At 58.2% G+C, this 21,804-nt stretch carries 22 protein-coding genes; 15 read left to right on the forward strand and 7 right to left on the reverse strand.

From position 1 onward, the window contains the following. Nucleotides 1-28: 28 nt before the first annotated feature. Together OZ656_RS07055 and OZ656_RS07060 are read right to left on the reverse strand one after the other, a co-directional pair. On the reverse strand, nt 29-1,309 hold the full coding sequence (locus OZ656_RS07055) for an HlyC/CorC family transporter (protein WP_023008846.1): 1,281 nt from the start codon (nt 1,307-1,309) through the stop codon (nt 29-31). 92 nt (nt 1,310-1,401) lie between these two features. Then, on the reverse strand, nt 1,402-2,208 hold the full coding sequence (locus OZ656_RS07060) for an inner membrane protein YpjD (protein ID WP_273029691.1): 807 nt from the start codon (nt 2,206-2,208) through the stop codon (nt 1,402-1,404). Nucleotides 2,209-2,369: 161 nt separating this feature from the next. Between OZ656_RS07060 and ffh the strand changes: the two genes are divergently transcribed. From ffh to ung, 13 genes are all read left to right on the forward strand, one after another. Beyond that, nucleotides 2,370-3,755 carry a signal recognition particle protein gene (gene ffh / locus OZ656_RS07065; protein WP_278350384.1) on the forward strand — a complete coding sequence of 462 codons (1,386 nt, stop codon included), beginning with the start codon at nt 2,370-2,372 and terminating at the stop codon, nt 3,753-3,755. Between the two features lie 165 nt (nt 3,756-3,920). Next, nucleotides 3,921-4,160 carry a 30S ribosomal protein S16 gene (gene rpsP / locus OZ656_RS07070; RefSeq protein ID WP_011785745.1) on the forward strand — a complete coding sequence of 80 codons (240 nt, stop codon included), beginning with the start codon at nt 3,921-3,923 and terminating at the stop codon, nt 4,158-4,160. A 30-nt stretch (nt 4,161-4,190) separates the two neighbouring features. Beyond that, nucleotides 4,191-4,718 (forward strand): ribosome maturation factor RimM, encoded by a 528-nt coding sequence (gene rimM, locus OZ656_RS07075; protein WP_278350385.1) that lies wholly within the window; start codon nt 4,191-4,193, stop codon nt 4,716-4,718. 3 nt (nt 4,719-4,721) lie between these two features. Then, nucleotides 4,722-5,480: a tRNA (guanosine(37)-N1)-methyltransferase TrmD gene (trmD, locus tag OZ656_RS07080; protein ID WP_278350386.1), complete on the forward strand. Its 759-nt coding sequence runs from the start codon at nt 4,722-4,724 to the stop codon at nt 5,478-5,480. Between the two features lie 25 nt (nt 5,481-5,505). Beyond that, nucleotides 5,506-5,862 (forward strand): 50S ribosomal protein L19, encoded by a 357-nt coding sequence (rplS, locus tag OZ656_RS07085; RefSeq protein WP_011785742.1) that lies wholly within the window; start codon nt 5,506-5,508, stop codon nt 5,860-5,862. A gap of 96 nt (nt 5,863-5,958) precedes the next feature. After that, nucleotides 5,959-6,864, forward strand: a complete 906-nt coding sequence (gene xerD, locus OZ656_RS07090) for a site-specific tyrosine recombinase XerD (protein WP_011785741.1) — start codon at nt 5,959-5,961, stop codon at nt 6,862-6,864. Nucleotides 6,865-6,947: 83 nt separating this feature from the next. After that, nucleotides 6,948-7,682 carry a DsbC family protein gene (locus OZ656_RS07095; protein WP_031210113.1) on the forward strand — a complete coding sequence of 245 codons (735 nt, stop codon included), beginning with the start codon at nt 6,948-6,950 and terminating at the stop codon, nt 7,680-7,682. A gap of 140 nt (nt 7,683-7,822) precedes the next feature. Then, nucleotides 7,823-9,124 carry a homoserine dehydrogenase gene (locus OZ656_RS07100; RefSeq protein ID WP_278350387.1) on the forward strand — a complete coding sequence of 434 codons (1,302 nt, stop codon included), beginning with the start codon at nt 7,823-7,825 and terminating at the stop codon, nt 9,122-9,124. A gap of 11 nt (nt 9,125-9,135) precedes the next feature. Next, complete coding sequence (thrC, locus tag OZ656_RS07105) at nt 9,136-10,536, forward strand: threonine synthase (protein WP_011785738.1); 1,401 nt, start codon at nt 9,136-9,138, stop codon at nt 10,534-10,536. Between the two features lie 6 nt (nt 10,537-10,542). Beyond that, entirely contained in the window at nt 10,543-12,276 is a 1,734-nt protein-coding gene (gene recJ, locus OZ656_RS07110; RefSeq protein ID WP_226597580.1) for a single-stranded-DNA-specific exonuclease RecJ, read from the forward strand. 235 nt (nt 12,277-12,511) lie between these two features. Further along, nucleotides 12,512-13,607, forward strand: a protein-coding gene (gene prfB, locus OZ656_RS07115; RefSeq protein ID WP_113879872.1) for a peptide chain release factor 2 whose coding sequence is annotated in 2 segments (ribosomal slippage) — nt 12,512-12,583 and nt 12,585-13,607 — 1,095 coding nt in all. Because the reading frame shifts where the segments join, the coding sequence is not laid out codon by codon here. Between the two features lie 52 nt (nt 13,608-13,659). Next, nucleotides 13,660-15,195, forward strand: coding sequence for a lysine--tRNA ligase (gene lysS / locus OZ656_RS07120; protein ID WP_014420746.1), 1,536 nt, complete (start codon nt 13,660-13,662; stop codon nt 15,193-15,195). Nucleotides 15,196-15,199: 4 nt separating this feature from the next. Then, nucleotides 15,200-15,931 carry a uracil-DNA glycosylase gene (gene ung / locus OZ656_RS07125; protein WP_022991041.1) on the forward strand — a complete coding sequence of 244 codons (732 nt, stop codon included), beginning with the start codon at nt 15,200-15,202 and terminating at the stop codon, nt 15,929-15,931. A 152-nt stretch (nt 15,932-16,083) separates the two neighbouring features. On the opposite strand, the gene OZ656_RS07130 is transcribed toward ung, so the two are convergent. From OZ656_RS07130 to nadB, 5 genes are all read right to left on the reverse strand, one after another. Continuing rightward, nucleotides 16,084-16,917, reverse strand: a complete 834-nt coding sequence (locus OZ656_RS07130) for an HDOD domain-containing protein (protein WP_014420748.1) — start codon at nt 16,915-16,917, stop codon at nt 16,084-16,086. A 100-nt stretch (nt 16,918-17,017) separates the two neighbouring features. Next, nucleotides 17,018-17,998 (reverse strand): folate-binding protein YgfZ, encoded by a 981-nt coding sequence (locus tag OZ656_RS07135; protein ID WP_278351241.1) that lies wholly within the window; start codon nt 17,996-17,998, stop codon nt 17,018-17,020. A gap of 26 nt (nt 17,999-18,024) precedes the next feature. Next, entirely contained in the window at nt 18,025-18,486 is a 462-nt protein-coding gene (locus tag OZ656_RS07140) for a hypothetical protein (protein ID WP_278351240.1), read from the reverse strand. Then, nucleotides 18,470-18,742, reverse strand: a complete 273-nt coding sequence (locus OZ656_RS07145) for a succinate dehydrogenase assembly factor 2 (RefSeq protein ID WP_011785730.1) — start codon at nt 18,740-18,742, stop codon at nt 18,470-18,472. Before OZ656_RS07145 ends, OZ656_RS07140 begins: the two co-directional genes overlap by 17 nt. Before the next feature lie 38 nt (nt 18,743-18,780). Then, the gene (nadB, locus tag OZ656_RS07150) at nt 18,781-20,388 is read right to left on the reverse strand and encodes an L-aspartate oxidase (RefSeq protein ID WP_278351239.1); all 1,608 of its coding nucleotides are present in this window, start codon (nt 20,386-20,388) and stop codon (nt 18,781-18,783) included. A 208-nt stretch (nt 20,389-20,596) separates the two neighbouring features. Here nadB and rpoE point away from each other — a divergent pair, with 208 nt between their 5' ends. Together rpoE and OZ656_RS07160 are read left to right on the forward strand one after the other, a co-directional pair. Further along, nucleotides 20,597-21,214: an RNA polymerase sigma factor RpoE gene (rpoE, locus tag OZ656_RS07155; protein ID WP_011785728.1), complete on the forward strand. Its 618-nt coding sequence runs from the start codon at nt 20,597-20,599 to the stop codon at nt 21,212-21,214. A 15-nt stretch (nt 21,215-21,229) separates the two neighbouring features. Then, on the forward strand, nt 21,230-21,796 hold the full coding sequence (locus OZ656_RS07160) for a sigma-E factor negative regulatory protein (RefSeq protein ID WP_278351238.1): 567 nt from the start codon (nt 21,230-21,232) through the stop codon (nt 21,794-21,796). The last annotated feature ends 8 nt before the right edge of the window (nt 21,797-21,804 follow it).

Below are 21,804 nucleotides of genomic sequence, written 5' to 3' on the forward strand. Positions count from 1 at the left end.
ATGAATAAACGCTAACCTGCGATCAGGTTCATAAACTCCGACCACGCTTTTTCTTGCGTTTGGGGTGGACAATGGCAGCTTTAACCACGTTGTCCTTGATTTGCAGGACTTCAATACGATGACCGCCAACTTTCAGACACACGTTGGTGTCCGGAATATTTTCCAGAGTTTCGGTGATCAGTCCGTTCAGGGTTTTCGGGCCATCGGTTGGCAGATGCCAGCCCAGGGTCTTGTTGATCGTCCGCACGGCGGCACTGCCATCGATGATAAAGGTGCCGTTGTCCTGGGGAATGATGTCGGGCGAGGTGGCGGCATAATCGGTGGTAAATTCCCCGACGATCTCCTCAAGAATATCCTCAAGCGTAGCCAGGCCCAGTACATCGCCGTATTCATCCACCACAATGCCGAACCGGCGTTTGCCTTTCTGGAAGTTCAGTAGTTGGGTATTGAGCGCAGTGCTCTCCGGAATGAAGTAGGGTTCCTGGCACAGCTGCATGATCATCGCCTTGTTGATGTCTGTCTCCTGCAGCAGCCTGGCCGCGCTGCGAAGGTGCAGAATGCCCTGAATGTTGTTGATGTCACCCTTGAAGATAGGCAGCCGCGTGTGTTGGCTGCTTCTGAGCTGGCGCAGGATAGTGTCTGTGTCGTCTTCCAGGTCGATGCCGACGACTTCGTTTCGGGGCACCATGATGTCATTGACGGTGACATTCTCCAGATCCAGGATGCTGACCAGCATGTCTTTGTGCCGGGCCGGAATCAGTGCGCCGGCCTCGTTCACCACGGTTCTGAGTTCTTCACGGCTGAGATGATCTTCCGAGGCCTGGGCCGAGGAGACGCCCAGAACGCGAAGAATGCCGGTCGTAAACAGGTTGACCGTCCATACCAGCGGGTACAGAAGTTTCAGCAACGGCCCAAGAATATGACTGGCCGGGAAGGCAATTTTTTCAGGGAACAGGGCTGCGAGAGTTTTCGGGGTGACCTCGGCAAAAATGAGGATAACGATCGTCAGCAGTAAGGTGGCAATTGCGATACCGGCGTCGCCCCAGAGGCGAATTGCGATGACCGTGGCGATCGATGACGCAAGAATGTTCACGAAGTTATTGCCGATCAGGATAACGCCGATCAACTGGTCGGTTCGGTTAAGCAGGCCTTGCGCTCGCTGGGCCCCTTTGTGGCCGGTGTTCGCCATGTGTTTCAGGCGGTAGCGGTTCAGGGACATCATGCCGGTTTCAGAGCTGGAGAAAAACGCAGAGAGGATGATCAGTCCGACAAGTAGAATAAACAGCGCGGTGAGCGATGTTTCGTTCAAGAGAGCAGCCCTTATATTGAGGATAAGTTGCGAAAATAGGATTTGAAGGTAACAGGTGTCAAGCGGGTTAGGTCAGTAAGGGGGGGCGGGTCTCAGACGCCCCGGTGGAAAACCAGCTCGAGAACAAACTTGCTGCCGTAGAAGGCCAGCATCAGCAGTGCGCAGCCTGCCAGTGTCCAGCGACTGGCGGTGATGCCGCGCCAGCCTTTGGTGTAGCGGCCTACCAACAGTCCGACAAAAACCAGCAGGGACAGCAGGGAAAAAATGGTTTTGTGGGCCAGATCCTGAGCAAAAAGGTCTTCAATGAAAACAGCGCCAGTGACAATGGCGAGTACCAGCAGCACAACGCCCGCCCAGACCATTTCAAACAACAATGACTCCATGGTTTGCAGCGGTGGCAGGTTCCTTACCAGCAGGCTGTTGTAGTTGCGCTTGAGCTGCCGGTTCTGTACGTAAAGTAAAACCGCCTGTATGGCTGCCAGGGTAAACATGCTGTATGCCGTGACTGACAGGGCAATGTGAGACAGCATGCCGTAGCTTTCTTCGGACACCAGGCGAGACGGCGTGTGGGTAATCAACGCCATGACAATGGTCAGTGCTGCAATCGGATAGGCCGCAATGAACAGGCTTTGTACGGGTTTGCTCAGATTAAGTCCCAGAAGCAGAAAGACAATGAGCCAGGAGATCAGAACGGAGCTCTTGAAGAAACTGAAGTCGAAGCCGCCGTCCAGGTGCACGGTCTGGGCAATGAGCAGGCCATGGCCGATCAGGGCAAGCACGCCAATCAGTGTCGTAACCGCCAGGTTGCTGTGCACCTTTCCACGTAAATGGAGGGCCTGAAGCGCGGTTCCAACGCTATAGAGGAAAAGTGCGGTAACCGCGAGAATCAGCGTTCCCATGACATCCTTAATCGTGTTGCCTGATGAAGTGAAATCGGCGCGGAGTTGTTCAGAGGCTCCGTAGTCTGGGTATAATGTCGCGATTATGCAACAGGAATCAAGCAGGCCGAGCTGGCTTCTTGATCTGTGTGAACAAATTCTCCGGGGTACGGAAGAGCAACATGTTTGAGAATCTCCAGGACCGGCTATCCGGTAGCTTGCGCAAGATCTCGGGCCAGGCGCGCCTGACTGACGACAATATCAAGGACACGCTCCGTGAAGTGAGGATGGCCCTGCTGGAGGCTGATGTCGCCCTGCCGGTGGTCAAGGCCTTTATTGAAGGGGTTCGTGAGCGTGCGATTGGCCAGGAAGTTCAGCGCAGCCTGACCCCGGGCCAGGTCTTCGTTAAGGTTGTCCAGCAGGAGCTGGAACGGGTCATGGGGGAAGGCAATGAATCCCTGAACCTCGCCACGCGTCCGCCCGCGGTTATTATGATGGCGGGCCTCCAGGGTGCGGGTAAAACCACGACGGTGGCCAAGCTGTCCCGTTTCCTGAAAGAGCGTGAGAAAAAGTCCGTGCTGGTGGTCAGTGCCGATATTTATCGGCCGGCGGCCATCCGTCAGCTGGAGACGCTGGCCGGTGAGGTGGGCGTCGAATTTTTCCCGAGCACCACCGAGCAGGATCCGGTGGATATTGCCAGCGGCGCCATAGAGGCCGCCCGCCGCAAGCATATTGATGTGGTGATACTGGATACTGCGGGTCGTCTGCACGTGGATGAGCAGATGATGGGTGAAATCGGCCGCCTGCATAAGGCGGTGAATCCGGTTGAAACCCTGTTTGTGGTTGATGCCATGACGGGCCAGGACGCGGCCAATACCGCCAAGGCATTTAACGACGCGTTACCGCTGACCGGCGTGGTGCTGACCAAGACCGACGGCGATGCCCGTGGCGGTGCGGCGTTGTCCGTGCGTCATATCACCGGCAAGCCCATCAAGTTCCTGGGTATTGGTGAAAAGTCAGACGCTCTGGAGCCTTTCTATCCCGATCGTGTTGCCTCCCGCATCCTTGGCATGGGGGATGTGCTCTCCCTGATTGAGGAAGCTGAGCGCAAGCTGGACCGAAAGAAAGCCGAGAAGCTCACCAAGAAGATCAAGAAGGGTAAAGGTTTTGATCTGGAAGACTTCCGCGACCAGCTCCAGCAAATGAAGAATATGGGCGGTATCGGCGGACTGTTGGACAAGTTGCCGGGCATGGGGCAGATGGCCCAGATGGCGCAGGCTCAGGTTAACGACAAGTCGGTTGGTCAGATGGAAGCCATTATCTGCTCCATGACGCCAAAAGAGCGCCGCTACCCGGATGTCATCAATAATTCCCGCAAGCGTCGGATTGCTGCCGGTTCCGGTACCCAGATCCAGGACGTGAACCGTCTGCTCAAGCAGCACAAGCAGATGCAGAAGATGATGAAAAAGTTTGGCAAGAAGGGTGGGGTTGCTAACCTGATGCGCGGTATGGGTGGTATGATGCCGCCCGGCGGCGGTGGTGGCATGCCTCCGTTTGGCCGTATGTAAAAAGCCTTACATATAAAATGGGGAAACCGGTGGTTTCCCTGTTTTCATTGGCGCTTTTTTCGCATAGAATAGCGCCCCTTTCGAGTATGGGTCTTCCCGTCAGCCGTGAAACGGTGTGTCGGGAATCGTACAAAGTTCGTACAACAGAACAGGATATTGGTCGAAATGGTAACAATCCGTTTGGCTCGTGGCGGCTCCAAGAAGCGCCCGTTCTACCATCTGACAGTCACTGACAGCCGTAACTCCCGTGACGGCCGTTTCATTGAGCGTGTTGGTTTCTTTAACCCGATTGCCCGTGGTCAGGAAGAGCGTCTGCGTGTTAATCGTGAGCGCGTTGATTTCTGGCTGGGCCAGGGTGCACAGGCCAGTGAGCGTGTTGCTCAGCTGCTGAAGGCTGCTCAGTAATAGCATTGTTGGTACCGGGGTTGTAAAGGCATGACGCAGAATTCGCAGGAAACTGTGATCGGCCGGATCACCTCGGTGTTCGGGGTAAAGGGTTGGCTTAAGGTCTTCTCTTACACAGACCCGAAAGACGGAATACTGAACTACCGTGACTGGATTCTGCTCCTGGACGGCAAGCGTATTCCGATCAGGCTTGAGGAAGGTCGCCGCCAGGGGCAGGGGATCGTCGTCAGGCTTAAAGGTATTGATGATCGTGAAGTGGCCCGCACTTATTGCGGGGCGGAGATCCGGGTTCCCACCGAGCAATTGCCGGAGCTGCCCGAAGGGGAGTTCTACTGGCATCAGCTGGAAGGACTGGATGTCTTCACGGTAGAAGGTGAGTGCCTGGGTAAGGTGCATCACCTTCTGGAGACAGGCTCCAATGATGTCCTGGTGGTGCGCGCTACGGCGGGCTCTATTGACCAGAGAGAGCGATTGATTCCCTATCTGCCGGATCAGGTGGTTCAGCAGGTGGATCTCGATGGCTCTCGCATGGTGGTTGACTGGGATCCGGAGTTCTGACGGGTGTGGATTGGCGCAGTCAGTCTGTTCCCGGATATGTTTTCTGCGGTGACGGATTACGGGATTACCGGGAGAGCAGTGCGTGAAGGTCTGCTGACCTTTCATAGCTGGAATCCCCGGGATTACACCCATGATCGTCATCGCACGGTGGATGACCGGCCTTATGGTGGTGGCCCGGGGATGCTGATGAAAATTCAGCCTCTGCGGGACGCAATCCAGGCGGCCAGGGCATCGGCACCCGGCAAGGCCTGTGTGGTCTATCTTTCGCCGCAGGGTGAAAGGCTGGATCAGTCGGTGGTGGAGTCACTCGCCGCCGAACAGCAGCTGATTCTCGTTGCCGGTCGTTATGAAGGTGTTGATGAACGCCTGATTGCGGCAGAAGTCGACCGGGAGGTATCTCTTGGGGATTTCGTTCTCTCGGGTGGCGAGCTGGCAGCGATGGCTGTGATTGATGCGGTAACACGCCTCATCCCCGGAGCGCTGGGTCATGCGCAGTCGGCGGAGCAGGATTCCTTTGCCGACGGATTGCTGGATTGTCCGCACTACACCCGGCCCGAGGTTTACGAAGGTCAGGCGGTGCCGGAAGTTCTTTTGGGCGGTCACCATGAACAGATCCGGCGTTGGCGATTGAAAGAATCGTTGAGGCGAACCAGTGAGCGGCGCCCCGACCTGCTGGAAAAGCGGGAACTTACGGAAGAAGAGCGCCAGTTACTGGAAGAAATTTTGAACGAACCGGGTGCCTCTGAGTCATCAGGGCATTGAAAGATTGGGTATCAGGAGCATTACGATGAGTGGCAAGAACAACATCATCAGTCAACTTGAAGCAGAACAGATGACCAAGGAAATCCCTGCGTTCGCGCCGGGCGATACCGTGGTTGTACAGGTTCGCGTAACTGAAGGTAACCGTGAGCGTCTGCAGGCGTTTGAAGGCGTGGTTATCGGCAAGCGTAACCGTGGCATGAACTCTTCCTTCACTGTTCGTAAGATCTCTTACGGCGTGGGCGTTGAGCGTACTTTCCAGACCTACTCCAAGCTGATCGACAGCGTCAGTGTGAAGCGTCGTGGTGACGTGCGTCAGGCCAAGCTTTACTACCTGCGCGACCTGTCTGGTAAGGCAGCTCGTATCAAGGAAAAGCTTAACTGATTCAGATTCGTCTGTTCAGTACCAAAAAGCAGCCTCAAGGGGCTGCTTTTTTTATGGTTTAATGCCTGCGATGTCTCCGGAATCGAAGAGGGTGCTGTGCCAAGGCCAGAAGATGAGCAGTTGATAGAGCGTTTCAGTGACGCGGTCTGGCTTGAGGATGGCCTTGGCGAGAAAACCCGGCAGGCCTATGCCAGTGATCTGTACCGTTTGTCCGGGTGGCTGGAGCAGCAAGCTGGGGCGCCAACCCTGCGCAGCGCACGACGCACAGATCTTCTGGCCTGGATGTCGCGGGGCTTGTCCGACGGCCTGAAAACCAGCACGGCGGCCCGCCGCCTGTCTGGTGTAAGGCGCTTCTATCGTTTTCTTTTGCGTGAAGGCATTATTGCCGAAGACCCAACGTTGCGGATTGACAGCCCTAGGTTGCCCCGGCGCTTGCCGGATACCCTGACCGAGGCCGACGTGGAGTCGCTGCTGACTGAGCCGGACCCGGAGCTGCCGGTAGAATTGCGGGATCGGGCCATGCTGGAGATTCTCTATGGCTGCGGACTTCGGGTTTCGGAGTTGACGGGGCTGACGGTGGACCAGGTCAACCTGAGGCAGGGCGTGGTTCGCATACAGGGCAAGGGCGGCAAGGAGCGTTTGGTGCCGCTGGGTGAAGAAGCTGTGGACTGGTTATTACAGTATATGCGGCAGGCCCGGGGCGAGCTGCTGCGAGGCAAAACCAGTGATGCCCTGTTTCCGGGCAATCGTGGCACCGCCATGACCCGGCAGGCCTTCTGGTATCGAATCCGGCATTATGCGATCCGCTGCGGAATCACCAAGCACCTTTCTCCTCATACGCTCAGGCATGCATTTGCCACCCATTTGCTCAATCACGGGGCGGATCTTCGGGTGGTGCAGATGCTGTTGGGGCATTCAGATCTGTCGACCACCCAGATCTACACTCATGTTGCGCGGCAAAGATTGCAGGATCTTCATCAGGCCCACCACCCCAGGGGTTGACTGCGGCCGCTCCGGAGGCTGAACTAATCCGATTTTCCGGTGTCGCAGACACCACACAAACCGACAGAGGTAGTTTCAAGCTCATGAACATCAAATCAGTAGCAGTGTCCATTGGACTGGCGCTGACCCTGGTCGGGGCACCAGCCTCCCAGGCAGGCGAAGCCGAAGACCGCATTGCCCAGCGGCTGACCGAGGCGGTTCCCGGTCTAAAGGTAAACTCTGTTCGCGAATCTGAGGCAAAAGGGTTGTACGAAGTTCAGAGCAACAACGGCGACACCATCTATACCACGGAAGACGGCACCTATCTGCTGACGGGCGATCTGCTGAAAATCACCAAAAACGGCATTGCCAACGTTACTGAAGAATCCCGTGCGGGTTCCCGTAAGGACCTGATGGCGGATTATGGTGGCAAGGGCGTGATTTCGTATCCGGCCAAGGGTAAAGAGAAGGCGGTCGTTAATGTGTTTACCGATATCGATTGCCCCTATTGCCGGAAGTTGCACGATGAAGTGCCCCAGTTGAATGAGTACGGTATTACCGTCAATTACTACGCGTTTCCCCGTTCCGGGCCAGGTACGGCCTCCTTCAATAAATATATCTCGGTCTGGTGCGCTGACGATCAGCAGGCCGCTATGGATGCCGCCAAAGCGGGGCGTTCGGTAGAGCAGAAGAGTTGTGAGAACCCGGTGGCAGAGCAGTATCGTCTCGGCGGTCAGGTGGGTGTGACCGGCACGCCGGCTATTTTGCTGGAAGACGGCAATATGGTTCGAGGTTATGTGCCGGCCCGAAATCTGGCTGAGGGTCTCGGTATTCTGTGACCCTGTCGGTGTTCGTCGCCAGTCGTCATCTTTGTTGAAAGCGTGACCGATTCAGGGCTTATTCAGCCGGCCCTGAATCGGTATACTATGCCCCCTTATTGCAATCCATCAGCACCCCCATCGGGATCAGAGGTGAGAGCTTGAAAGACGTCAATGTCGGAATTTGCGGACTGGGAACCGTAGGCGGCGGTACATTCAATGTCCTGACTCGCAACGCCGAGATTATTGCGGGTCGTGCCGGCTGCAACATCCGGATTGCCCGGGTGGCGAGCCGCCATAGCCGCGATGACCTTGATCTGGGCAATGTCCCGTTCAGTACCGACATTTATGACGTGGTGAACGATCCTTCGATTGATATCGTGGTGGAGCTGATTGGTGGCTACGATGCGGCCAAAGAGCTGGTGCTGGCGGCCATTGCCAACGGCAAGCATGTGGTGACTGCCAACAAGGCCCTGATTGCCGTGCACGGTAATGAGATTTTCGACGCAGCGGAGAAGGCTGGCGTCGTGGTTGCCTATGAAGCCGGCGTTGCCGGCGGCATTCCGGTGATCAAGTCTGTGCGCGAGGGCCTGGCCGCCAACCGCATTGATACCATTGCCGGCATTATCAATGGCACCGGTAACTACATCCTGACCGAAATGCGTGCCGGACGGCCCTTTGAAGAGGTGCTGAAAGAAGCGCAGGCGCTGGGTTACGCGGAAGCTGATCCGACCTTTGATGTGGAAGGCATCGACGCCGCCCACAAACTGACCATCCTGGCTGCGTCCGGTTTTGGTGTGCCCCTGCAGTTCGACAAGGCTTACACCGAAGGCATTTCCGCGCTGACCCCGAACGATATTGCCCACGCTGAACTGCTGGGTTACCGGGTAAAGCACCTGGGTATTGCCCGCCGCCGTGAAGACGGCATCGAGCTGCGTGTGCATCCGACCCTGGTGCCCAAGAGCCACCTGATTGCCCAGGTAGACGGTGTTCTGAACGCTGTTCTGGTGGATGGCGATGCTGTTGGCCAGACCATGTATTACGGTCCTGGTGCCGGGGATGAGGCTACAGCATCTGCGGTCATCGCAGACATCGTGGACGTCGCCCGCGCGGTGTCCAGCAACAGCCAGCAGCGCATTCCCTACCTCGGATTTACGCCGGACGCCCTGGAAGACCTGCCCGTGCTGCCAATGGAAGATGTCCAGTCGGCTTACTACCTGCGAATCCAGGCCTTTGACCATCCGGGTGTGTTGGCCAAGATTGCTGCCATTCTAAGTGAGCATGGCATCAACATCGAATCGATCATGCAGAAAGAATCCGAATTCAAGGATGGCCGGATTCCGGTCATCATCCTGACCCACACGGTTCAGGAGCGCCAGATGAACCTGGCCATTGACGAGATGGAATCCCTCGCCGACATCGATGGCAAGGTTGTCCGTATTCGCGCAGAAAACTTTAACTGACAGGTACGCACGTGAGATACATCAGTACACGGGGCGAAGCTCCCGCACTGGGCTTTGAAGACGTTCTTCTGACCGGACTGGCCACCGACGGTGGCCTCTATGTGCCGGAATCGTTGCCGCACTTCAGCCTGGAAGAAATTCGTAGCTGGCGCGGGCTTCCCTATGCGGAGCTGGCCTACAAAGTGATGTATCCGTTTGTAGAGGATGCCATCCCGGCGGACGACTTCCGCAAGATGCTGGATGAAACCTACAGTGTGTTCAGTCATCAGGCGGTGGCGCCGCTGGTGCAGCTGGACACCAACGAATGGGTGATGGAACTGTTCCGTGGCCCGACGCTGGCGTTCAAAGACTTTGCCCTGCAGCTGCTGGGCCGCTTGCTGGACTACGTTCTGGAGAAGCGCAACCAGCACGTTGTGATCATGGGGGCCACCTCCGGTGATACCGGTTCTGCTGCCATCGAGGGCTGCCGCCGGTGCGAGCACGTGGATATCTTTATCCTGCATCCGCATCAGCGAGTGTCTGAAGTGCAGCGCCGCCAGATGACTACGGTGCAGGGCGACAACATCCATAACATCGCAGTCAAAGGCAACTTCGACGACTGTCAGCGCATGGTGAAGGAGAGCTTCGGCAATCAGTCCTTCCTGGGCGGCAAAACCCAGCTGGCGGCGGTGAACTCCATCAACTGGGCCCGGATCATGGCCCAGATCGTGTACTACTTCCAGGCGTCTCTCGCTCTGGGTGGCCCGGACCGCAGCATGGCGTTCTCTGTGCCCACAGGCAACTTTGGCGATATTTTCGCCGGCTACCTGGCCAAGAAAATGGGGCTGCCCATCAGCCAGCTGGTGATTGCCACCAACCGCAACGATATCCTGCATCGCTTCATGAGCGGCAACAAGTATGAGCAGCACCAGCTGGAGCATACCCTGTCGCCGAGCATGGACATCATGGTGTCCAGCAACTTCGAGCGTCTGCTGTTTGATCTGCACGGCCGTGACGGCGCGGCGGTCAAAGCCTTGCTGGAAAATGCAGCCAAAGGCCCGGTCAGCATTGAAGACTACCGCTGGAAGCACGCCCGCAAGCTGTTCGACAGCGATGCGGTGGACGATAAAACTACCTGCGACACCATTCGTGACGTCTACGAGCAGAACGAATATCTGCTGGACCCGCACACCGCCATTGGCGTACGCGCTGCCCGCAACTGCCGCCGCGACTCTGCTGTGCCCATGATCACCCTCGGTACCGCGCACCCGGCCAAGTTCCCGGATGCGATTGCCGAATCCGGCCTGAGCGTGAAGCCGCAATTGCCGGCTCACATGGCTGATCTGTTCGAGCGGGAAGAGCGCTACACCGTGCTGGATAACAATGTGTCCGAGGTGCAGGGCTTTATCGCCAAGCATTGGAAGAACGCCTGATCCGGCATGACTCCTAAAAAGATCCTGCGTCGCCCCCAGCCGTCCGATGTGACGGGGTGGGGGCAAAACCTGCCCCCCATCCTTCGCCGTCTCTACGCCGCCCGCGGTGTGCAATCCGACGACCAGCTCCAGTACACCCTGAAACACCTGGCTTCGCCGATGCAGCTTCGCGGCATTGATCGCGCAGTTGAACTGCTGGCCGAGGCCATAGTGCAGAAACAGCGGGTAATGGTGCTGGGGGACTTCGATGCCGATGGGGCCACCAGTACTTCGGTGGCTATGCTGGGTTTGTCGATGCTCGGTGTGGCGGCGATTGATTTCCGGGTGCCCAGCCGATTCTCTGATGGCTACGGCCTGACACCCGGCATCATCCACCGGTTGCAGGAAGACGGGGATTTGCCGGATCTTCTGGTGACTGTTGATAACGGCATCTCCGCCATCGAAGGCGTGCGTGCTGCCCGGGAGCTGGGCATCAAAGTGGTTATCACCGACCATCATCTGGCCGGAGAAGAGCTGCCAGATGCCGATGCCATTGTGAACCCCAATCAACCCGGTTGTCCGTTCCTGAGCAAAAATGCGGCGGGAGTGGGCGTGATGTTCTACGTGCTCACGGCGCTGCGTAAGCACCTGCGAGACAACAACCGGCTGCCGGACCCGGAGCCTAACCTGGGTAGCCTGCTGGACCTGGTGGCCCTGGGTACCGTGGCCGACGTGGTGCCGCTGGACCATAACAACCGCATCTTTGTGGAGCAGGGCATCCGCCGCATCCGCAAAGGGGAAGCCAGACCGGGCATCCTGGCTCTGCTGGAAGTAGCCGGCCGCGACTACACCGAAATCAGCGCCACCGATCTGGGCTTTGTGGTTGGCCCGCGCCTGAACGCTGCCGGCAGGCTGGACGACATGAGTATCGGCATCGCCTGCCTGCTCGCCGACAGTCGCGACGAAGCGCTGCGTCTGGCCCGGGAACTGGACAACTTCAACCGCGAACGCCGCACCATTGAAAAAGACATGAAAGCCCAGGCCCAGGACCTGTTGGCCTCCATGTCCCTCGATATTGACGGCCTGCCCTGGGGGCTGGCCCTGTTCGACCAGGACTGGCACCAGGGCGTGATTGGCATCCTGGCGGCCCGCATCCGCGAACAGACTCATCGCCCCACCATTGCTTTTGCGCCCGACGACGACGGCGAACACCTGAAAGGCTCTGCCCGATCCATCCCCGGCCTGCACATCCGGGATGCGCTGGCCGTGGTCGATGCGAAGAATCCGGGCTTGATGAAAAAATACGGCGGCCACGCCATGGCCGCCGGCATGACCATCGCCCGGGACGACCTCGCACGTTTCAGCAACGCCTTCGACCAGGCCGTGCGTGACACGTTGAAACCGGAAGACCTCGAAGCCGCCATCACCACTGACGGCCCGCTGGCCCCGGAAGAGCTGAATCTGGACACCGCCTACCTGCTCAAACGCGCCGGCCCCTGGGGGCAGCACTTCCCAGAGCCGGTGTTTGACGGCGAATTCCGGGTAGTGAGCCAACGCATTGTCGGCGAGAACCATCTGAAGCTCGTGCTGCAGCCGGTTGAGGGCGGCGGCATTATTGATGGCATCGCCTTCAACACCGGGCCGGAAGTGCCGGACTTTACCCGGAGTGGCGCGCGGGTGGTTTACAAGCCGGATGCCAATACGTTCCGGGGGCGGACCAATTTGCAGCTTCTGGTGGATTATCTGGAGCCGCTAGGCTGAATCTGTTGACTCCCCGAATCAAGCTGGGGCGCCGTTCGGGGTAGGGCTTTCCGAGAGTGTCGAAAACAGGGATGTTTTCGTCAAGCGTACAGGGATGTATTCACCGCGTCTCTCGGAAAGCCCTACCTCGCACGGTGCTTACTCCAAGCCATGAATAGCTGATTTAACCCGTAAATTCCGGTAGAATCCGCCCTCTGTTTTTATCGCACCATTTTCCAAAGCGAGACAAGGTTTCATGGAAATTAATCCCATAGTGACGAAGATCAAAGAGCTTCGCGAGCGCACCGAAGCGCTGAGGGGGTATCTTTGACTACGATCAGCGAAGTGAACGCCTGACCGAAGTCGAACGCGAACTCGAACAACCCACCGTCTGGGACGATCCCGAGCGGGCCCAGGCATTGGGCAAAGAGCGCTCAGACCTTGAACTGATCGTTAAAACCATCGACAACCTCACCAACGGCCTGGCCGATGCAGAAAGCCTGCTCGACATGGCGGTGGAAGAGGACGACGAAGGCACCGTCCAGGAAATCGAAGCCGATCTCGAAAACCTTGATAAAGAACTCGAGAAGCTCGAATTCCGCCGCATGTTCTCCGGCGAAATGGACGCCAACAACGCCTACCTGGATATCCAGGCCGGCTCCGGCGGCACTGAAGCCCAGGACTGGGGCAACATGCTGTTGCGCATGTACCTGCGCTGGGCCGAGCGTCGTGGCTTCAAGGCCGAAATCGTTGAACTGCAGGAAGGTGAAGTGGCCGGCATCAAGAGTGCCACCATCCACATCCAGGGCGACTACGCCTACGGCTGGCTACGCACAGAAACCGGCGTACACCGCCTGGTGCGGAAATCCCCGTTTGATTCCGGCAACCGTCGCCATACCTCTTTCTCTTCCGTGTTTGTATCACCGGAAGTGGACGACAGCTTCGAAATCGAGATCAACCCGGCGGATCTGCGGGTCGATGTGTATCGCGCTTCCGGCGCCGGTGGTCAGCACGTAAACCGGACCGAATCCGCAGTGCGACTGACCCACAACCCCACGGGCATCGTGGTGGCCTGTCAGGCCGGCCGAAGCCAGCACCAGAACAAAGACCAGGCCATGAAGCAGCTCAAGGCCAAGCTCTTTGAACTGGAAATGCAGAAGCGTAACGAAGAGAAACAGAAAGCCGAAGACTCCAAGTCTGACATCGGCTGGGGTAGCCAGATCCGTTCCTACGTGCTGGACGACAGCCGTATCAAAGACCTGCGCACCAAGGTGGAAACCAGCAACACCCAGTCGGTGTTGGATGGTGACATCGACAAGTTTATTGAAGCCAGTCTGAAGATGGCGCTGTAGACGGCGCCATCCAAACCAAACCGGACCATTCCGACTTCTTTAGTGAGCCAAGATGACTGAACAGACCCAGAACGCCGCACAGCATGAGGATAACAAGCTGATTGCCGAGCGCCGCGCCAAACTGGCTGCGCTGCGCGAGCAGGGCAATCCGTTCCCGAATGACTTCCGTCGCGATGCCACCGCCGCCGAACTGCAGGCGAAGTACGGTGATAAATCCAAGGAAGAGCTGGAAGGTTTGGGCATCAAGGTGGCCATTGCTGGCCGCATGATGCTCGACCGCAAGGCGTTCAAAGTGGTTCAGGATATGACCGGCCGCATCCAGATCTATGCCTCCAAGGACGTCCAGAAAGACACCAAGCACTGGGATATGGGCGACATCGTGGGCGTGCGTGGCACTCTGTCGAAATCCGGCAAGGGCGACCTGTATGTGACCATGGACGAATACGTACTGCTGACCAAGTCACTGCGCCCGCTGCCGGAGAAGCACAAGGGGCTGACCGACACCGAAGCCCGCTATCGGCACCGGTACGTGGACCTGATGGTGAACGAGGACAGCCGCCGTGTGTTCCATGCCCGGTCGAAGATCATCAACGCCATGCGCCAGTACTTCGCCGAGCGCGATTTCATGGAGGTGGAAACCCCCATGTTGCAGGTGATTCCGGGTGGCGCCACCGCCCGTCCGTTCGTGACCCATCACAACGCTCTGGGCATCGATATGTATCTGCGCATTGCGCCGGAACTGTTCCTCAAGCGCCTGGTGGTCGGTGGCTTTGAGCGAGTGTTCGAAATCAACCGTAACTTCCGCAACGAAGGGCTGTCTACCCGGCACAACCCCGAGTTCACCATGGTCGAGTTCTACCAGGCCTACGCCGATTACAACGACCTGATGGACCTGACCGAAGACATGCTGCGTACCATCACCCAGAAGGTGCTGGGTACCACCACTGTAATCAACACACGGGTACTGAAAGACGGTAGCGAAGAGACCATCGAATACGATTTCGGCAAGCCGTTCGAGCGCCTCACTGTGGTCGACGCCATCCTGCGCTACAACCCGGACATCACCCGTGAGCAACTGGCTGACGACGCACAGGCCCGAGAAGTGGCCAAGAACCTTGGTATCCACGTGAAAGACATCTGGGGCCTGGGCAAGGTGCAGATCGAAATCTTCGAAGCCACCGCCGAGCATCGCCTCACCCAGCCGACGTTCATCACCGAGTACCCGAAAGAAGTGTCGCCTCTGGCCCGCTGCAAAGACAGCGATCCGTTTGTGACCGAGCGCTTTGAGTTCTTCGTGGGCGGTCGGGAGATTGCCAATGGCTTCTCTGAGCTTAACGATGCCGAAGACCAGGCCGAACGCTTCCAGGCCCAGGTGGCTGAGAAAGATGCCGGCGACGACGAAGCCATGTTCTACGATGACGACTATGTCATGGCCCTCGAATACGGTTTGCCGCCGACCGCTGGTGAAGGTATCGGCATCGACCGCCTGGCCATGCTGCTGACCAACTCGCCATCCATCCGCGACGTCATCCTGTTCCCGGCCATGCGCCCGGAACACAAGGCCGAACAGAAACCGGAAAGCGAGTAAGCCCATGCACCCTGCCGAGGCACTGGCTCAACAACTGAAGCCCGGCCGCGGCTGGGACCAGTGGCTGGCGGACGAGTTCCGCCAGCCCTACATGCGGCAACTGGCCGAATTCCTCGCCGCCGAGGAACAGGCCGGCAAGGTTCTGTATCCCCCCAGCTCCCACTGCTTCAATGCCCTCAACAGCACACCGCTGGCCAACGTAAACGTAGTGATCCTTGGCCAGGACCCCTACCACGGCCCCGGCCAGGCCCATGGTTTGTGCTTCTCTGTGCGCCCTCAGGTTCCGCCACCACCGTCCCTGGTCAATATCTTCAAGGAAATCGAAACCGACCTGGGTATCGCGCCACCGGATCACGGCTGTCTGCAGCCGTGGGCAGAGCAAGGCGTGCTACTGCTCAACAGTGTCCTCACGGTCGAGCAGAGCAATGCCGGAGCCCATCAAGGCAAGGGTTGGGAGCAGTTTACCGACAAGGTGATCGAAGTTATCAACCGGGAGCGCGACAACGTGGTGTTCCTGTTGTGGGGCAGCTACGCCAAGAAAAAGGGCCAGCACATTGACCGGAACCGCCACCTGGTTCTGGATGGCCCACACCCGTCACCGCTCAGTGCCTACCGTGGATTCTTTGGTTGCCGGCATTTCTCGAAGGCTAACGAATGGCTGAGGGAGCAGGGCAGGCCCTCCGTTGATTGGGCTTTGCCAAGCAAAGCTGCGTTGATTGCCAAGTATAAAAAGTGACGCGCTGACGAAGGCAATGCAAAGGTAGTCTTCAGGGCGGGGCAGGCTGCCGAAACCGTGCGGAGCCGAGCATACAGGGAGGTATTCACAGCGTGTTTCGGGAGCTGGTCCCATCGCAAGGACGGGCGCCAAACTCCCAAAACCACGAGGTATTACTGAAGCAGCGCCATAGCCGCTTCCATCTGCGCATTCAGATCCTCTTCCTCGCTCATATCGACATTCGGATCCAGTCCCAGCCGATCGAACGCAGAAATCTTCGTCCAGTCCATCTCGTTCCAGGGATGATCGCTCCCGGCAACCAGCTGCAGGTTGGCCACCATGACCAGATCGGCATAATCCGCTGCCGGCACCTCACGCTGGAAGTTGGCGTATTCCAGAGGCACATTCTGCAGTTCCTTTGGAAAATCCCATTTTTTCAGAATCATAGAGCCAATACGTGGGTGCAGCTCATCAATCACATTGTCCAGCATGATGCTGCTGATCTGGATATCCTGATCCTCCACATAACGCAGAATCGGCAGAATACCGATCAGGTGCACCAGGCCAGCCAGCGTTGCCTGATCCGCCTTCAGGCGGGTGTAATGTTGCGCCAGAACATGGCACACGCCCGCCACTTCGGTGCTGGTCTGCCAGGTGGCGCGCAGGCGCTTGTCGATCATATCTGACGTGGCCTGGAACATCTGTTCCATCGCCAGCCCCATGGCCAGATTACTGGTGTAAGCCATACCCAGCCGGCTGACCGCCATGTTCAGGTTTTCGATGGCGCGACTGCCGCGAAACAGCGGGCTGTTGCACACCCGGATGATACGCGCCGAGAGCGCCGTATCGTTGCTGATGACCTTCACCAGATCGGCAATGGCAGAGTCTTCGGACTCGGCAATCTCCCGCACCTGAAGCGCTACCTCAGGCAGGGTTGGAAGTACCAGCTTGTCGTTTTCAATGGCAGCCGTCAGGTCAGACTTGATGGTTTCAACAATATTGGCCATGGTCAGTTAGGTTCCACTTGTCTGGAGGCATCCCACGTACGGGGATAAAACCGGTATGTGTTTTAATTTATAGCAAATTTTTCCGGTATTTCCTGTCAACTTATGTATCCGGCTGTTCGGCTTTCTCTCGTTCAGGGACCGGATAGGGTATCGGCCGCACCTCAAGTTGCAGGCCCTCATGACCGTCTACGCCCAGATGCTTGCTGGCCGCGTCATGTCGGATCACCGCCAGCATTTCCCCCTGCTGCTCGCCAGTCAGTACTGAGTTAACCACCTCGCCCACGGCACTGCCATCGGCGATCAGGCGGGTACCGGGTGCCGGGGCGGCATCAGTGCCGGAGAAAGCGACCCGGAACAGGCTTTTCTTTAACTGGCCGAGGAAATGCATCCGCGCAATCACTTCCTGTCCGGTGTAACAGCCTTTCTTGAAGTGAATGCCTTGCAGATGCTGAAGGTTGAGCATCTGGGGAACATAGGCTTCCCGGGTTGCCTCGGTCAGCCAGGGTACGCCGGCGCTGATCTCCGAGGCCTGCCAGGTCGGCATGGAAAGTTCGGAGGTGGGCGGCAACGAAGGCTGGGCATCGGTTTGCCAGAGTTCGAAGCGAGCGAGGTGGTTGCTGTCATCTTCGACACGAATCAGGTACCCGTTATCGGTACTTAACACCTGACCGGGGCGGGTCAGTTCGTCTGTGGCCGCGCCGGCAACCTGTCGGGCGGTCTCGATCCCCAGCAGACCGGTGATCCGGCCTGCGTCAAGAACGGCAAGCGATGTGCCCCGGAACAGCATCAGGTACTTGTTCAGGTGCTGAACGGTGTCTTCTGCGGTCTCCCGCTCGAGGCTGAGCAGCAAGTCTTCGCCATCCCGGACCAGTCGGGTAATGCAGTAGACCCTGCCCTTCGGGGTGCAGGCTGCTGCCCTGAGCGACTGTCCGGCAGTGACTTCGTCCACACTCTGGCTGAACTGGCCCTGGACAAACTTGTCGGTACCCGGCCCGCTGATTCTGGCCAGAACCCGGTCGGTCAGATGAGCCCAACCCTCGTAAGTGGGATTGGCTGGCGTTTCGGTATTGGCGTTAGTCATCGAAAACTCCGGATGGAATCGGGGGTTCACCGTGAAATAGCTGCTGGCCCTGCAAGGAGCCACATGCGCAGCCGACGGAATGCCTGTTCGGAAACATTGCCACGACATAGCCGGGATGGACTGAGCAGGATCGCGGTCATGGTGTCTGATCTGGTGACAACGGACTCTACTTTCAAGATCAGAAAGGATGCACCGAGGGAGCTGCAGCCGCAAACTCTGGTGGTAACTTCCCGGCCACCGGCCAACTGGCATCGAAGATGCCGGTCGTCAGCTGTCAGGCTGATAATGGCATTGGCTCCACGGAGCCGGCCACAACGTCGGAAGTCCAGCCAGCCCAGAAGCATGGAAACCGGTAACAACACCAGTGCCAGCGGGGCGACGGACAGGCCGATTGCCAGTAGTACGGCAGACAACGCCAGCCAGGGCAGGCTGGCGCAAATACCCGCGGCCCTGGAGGGCGACAGGTTCAGTTCAATCGGGTTGGACACGGTTCAGGATCATGTCAACGATGTGACGAAGATCCGGGTCCTCCGGCTTGCTGCGCTGCATGAACCACTCGAACATGTCCGTATCCTCGCAACTTAACAGCTTGCGGTAACGGGCCTGGTCTTCCGCTGAAAGATCCCGGTATACCTCTTCAAGGAACGGGAGCAGCAGGACGTCCAGTTCCAGCATGCCGCGGCGGCTGTGCCACCACAGGCGATGAAATTCGGTGTGATCCTGAGAAGTATTGGTTTCGGACATAACGGATTCTGCCTTTGGAAACGGAGTAAGGCCCGGTCTCAGGGAGACAGGGTGCGGTAAGTCGTCGGCACCAGCACGGTATCCTGGGCGTCATTCAGCAGGCCCGGATAATCCAGTGTGTAATGCAGGCCACGGCTTTCCTTGCGTTGCAGTGCCGAGCAGATGATGAGATCGGAGACTGTGACCAGGTTGCGCAGCTCGATCAGGTCATTGGAGACCCGGTAGTTACTGTAAAACTCGCCGATTTCGCGGGACAGCAGGTCAACCCGGTGTTTCGCCCGCTGCAGGCGCTTGGTGGTTCGGACAATGCCGACATAGTCCCACATAAAGTGCCGCAGCTCGTCCCAGTTGTGGGAGATGATGACGTCTTCGTCGGAGTCTCGCACCTGGCTCTCGTCCCAGTCCGGGGCTGACGGTGGCGGCGGAATGTCCGCCTCTCTGCGGGTGATGTCCTGAGCCGCGGCGCGGCCATAGACCAGACATTCCAGCAGCGAGTTGCTGGCCATGCGATTGGCGCCGTGCAGGCCAGTGAAGGCGGCTTCGCCAACCACATAGAGTTGGTTGATGTCGGTGCGCGCCCGTTCATCACTGACAATTCCGCCACAGGTGTAGTGGGCGGCAGGCACCACGGGGATGGGTTCGCGGGTAATGTCGATCCCGAAGCTCAGGCACTTTTCGTAAATGGTCGGGAAGTGCTGTTTGATGAAGTCGGCCGGCTTATGGCTGATGTCCAGGAACAGGTGGTCCGCGCCCAGGCGCTTCATCTCATGGTCAATGGCCCTGGCAACAATGTCCCGGGGCGCCAGTTCCGCCCGTTCATCAAACCGGTCCATGAACCGGCTGCCGTCCGGCAGCCGGAGCACGCCACCTTCGCCCCGAACCGCCTCGGTAATCAGGAAGGATTTGGCGTGCGGGTGGTACAGGCAGGTGGGGTGGAACTGGTTGAACTCCATGTTGGCAACACGGCAACCGGCCCGCCAGGCCATGGCAATTCCGTCTCCGGAAGCGCCGTCCGGATTGGTAGTGTAGCGATACGCCTTTGAGGCGCCGCCGGAGGCGATGACGGTGAACCTGGCTCGAAACAGCTCCACGTGGTTGTCTTCGAGATTCAGGATGTAGGCGCCGACGCAGCGGTTGCCGGGAAGCGCAAGCTTGCGGTTGGTAATCAGATCCACGGCTACCCGGCCGGCTTTCAGATCAATATTCGGCCTGGCCTGGGCCTGGCTCGCCAGGGTGGTGGAAACCGCGTGGCCGGTGGCATCGGCGGCGTGGATAATCCGGCGATGGCTATGGCCGCCTTCGCGGGTGAGGTGGTAGTCCTCGCCATCGTCCTGCCTGGTGAACTTCACGCCGGAGTCGATCAGCCATTTGATGCTTTCCTTGCTGTGTTCCACGGTAAAGCGGACCGCATCCTCGTGGCACAGACCGCCGCCCGCGTTGAGGGTGTCCTGTATGTGATTCTCCACGGAATCGGTATCGTCCAGAACCGCAGCGATGCCTCCCTGGGCCCAGAGGGTGGCGCCAGAGCTGATATCGGCTTTGCTGATGACGCAAACCCGCAAGTGCTCCGGAAGATTCAGCGCAACGGTAAGGCCGGCAGCGCCGCTGCCGATGATCAGAACATCGTATTCGTAGGACTGTGGCATTGAGTCGTGGTCGCGGGCCATAATGTGGACGTGTATTGAACTAAACTTTACGCTTGCTGTCTATTTGGGCTAACGGATAACCCTGTCAGCCGGGTGCGGTCTGCATCAAGGGTTAGTGAACGAACGCTGGAACAGCCCAATGACACAAGCCACTCGTATCGAGGCCAGACCACTGGCTCCCAAAACAGGACTTTCTGTTGCTTCGTCCATGACGCCTGAAAATGACTGGAAACCCGGTGAGCAGTCCGACAGCCAGACGGATCTGCAGTTGGTTCGCAAGGTCCGGAACGGAGATCGTGCGGCCTTCGATCTGCTGGTGGTGAAATACCAGTCCAGGGTCGCGTCTATTATCAGCCGCTATGTCTACGACAGCCAGGAAGTCATGGATCTGACTCAGGAAACCTTTGTCAAAGCCTTCCGCGCGATTGATCGCTTTCGCGGCGACAGCGCGTTTTACACCTGGTTGTACCGGATTGCCGTAAACACCGCCAAGAATTTCCTTGAGGCCCGCGGCAGGCGGCCCCAGGGATCGGCGGATGTCACCGATGCGGAAAACTTTGATGATGGCGGCCGACTGCGTGACCCGGCCTCGCCGGAGCGGTTGCTGCAGAGGGAGCAGTTGCAGAAAGCTCTTGCGGAAGCCATTGCCAGCCTGCCGGAGGAACTGCGGTCGGCGTTCCTGCTCAGGGAATACGATGGCCTGAGTTATGAAGATATTGCCCGGATACTGGAGTGCCCCATAGGTACCGTGCGCTCAAGAATTTTCCGGGCGCGGGACTCGGTGGATCGCCACCTTGGCCCGCTCCTTGATCAGTCAGTAACGTGAATGAGGTTGCATCCTATGGATGAGCGTCTCAGAGAAACACTGTCTTCGATGATGGATGACGAGGCCGATGAGCTATCGGTTCGTCGGTTGTTGTCACATGGCAACCAGGAGGACGTGCGCGGCCAGTGGCAGCGATGGCAGCAGATACGTGATCTGATGCACGAGCAGCACGGTCCTGCCGATGGTATTGATGTTGCCGGCGCGGTGAGGGAAGCGCTCGATGGCCATGCTCGCTCAGAACAGGCCCGGTCGCCGGTGGAGGTGCCCAGGGTGTCGGTCTGGCGCTGGCCGGTGGCCGCCATGGTGTTCATGGCGCTGATTGTGGGCTTCGGTGCCGGAGCCGGCTGGGATACCCGCACCGGAGTATCTGTTCAGGCACTGGCCGGCGGCAGTGCCGAGCCTTCAGCCTCTGGGGTAACGCTGTCGGCGGCGGTTGAGGAAGTGGCACTACAGCGGCTGGACGAAGACCAGTTGCGCCAGATGCGTCAGTACCTGCTTGAGCATGCCCAGCACAACAGCGTGGGTGCAGGTCGTGGCTCGGTGGGTTACGCCCGCCTGGTCAGCGCCAGTGGTAACTATTGAACCGGGAG

This window comes from Marinobacter sp. LM1 (assembly GCF_042763285.1).
GTDB classification, from domain to species: Bacteria; Pseudomonadota; Gammaproteobacteria; order Pseudomonadales; family Oleiphilaceae; genus Marinobacter; species Marinobacter nauticus.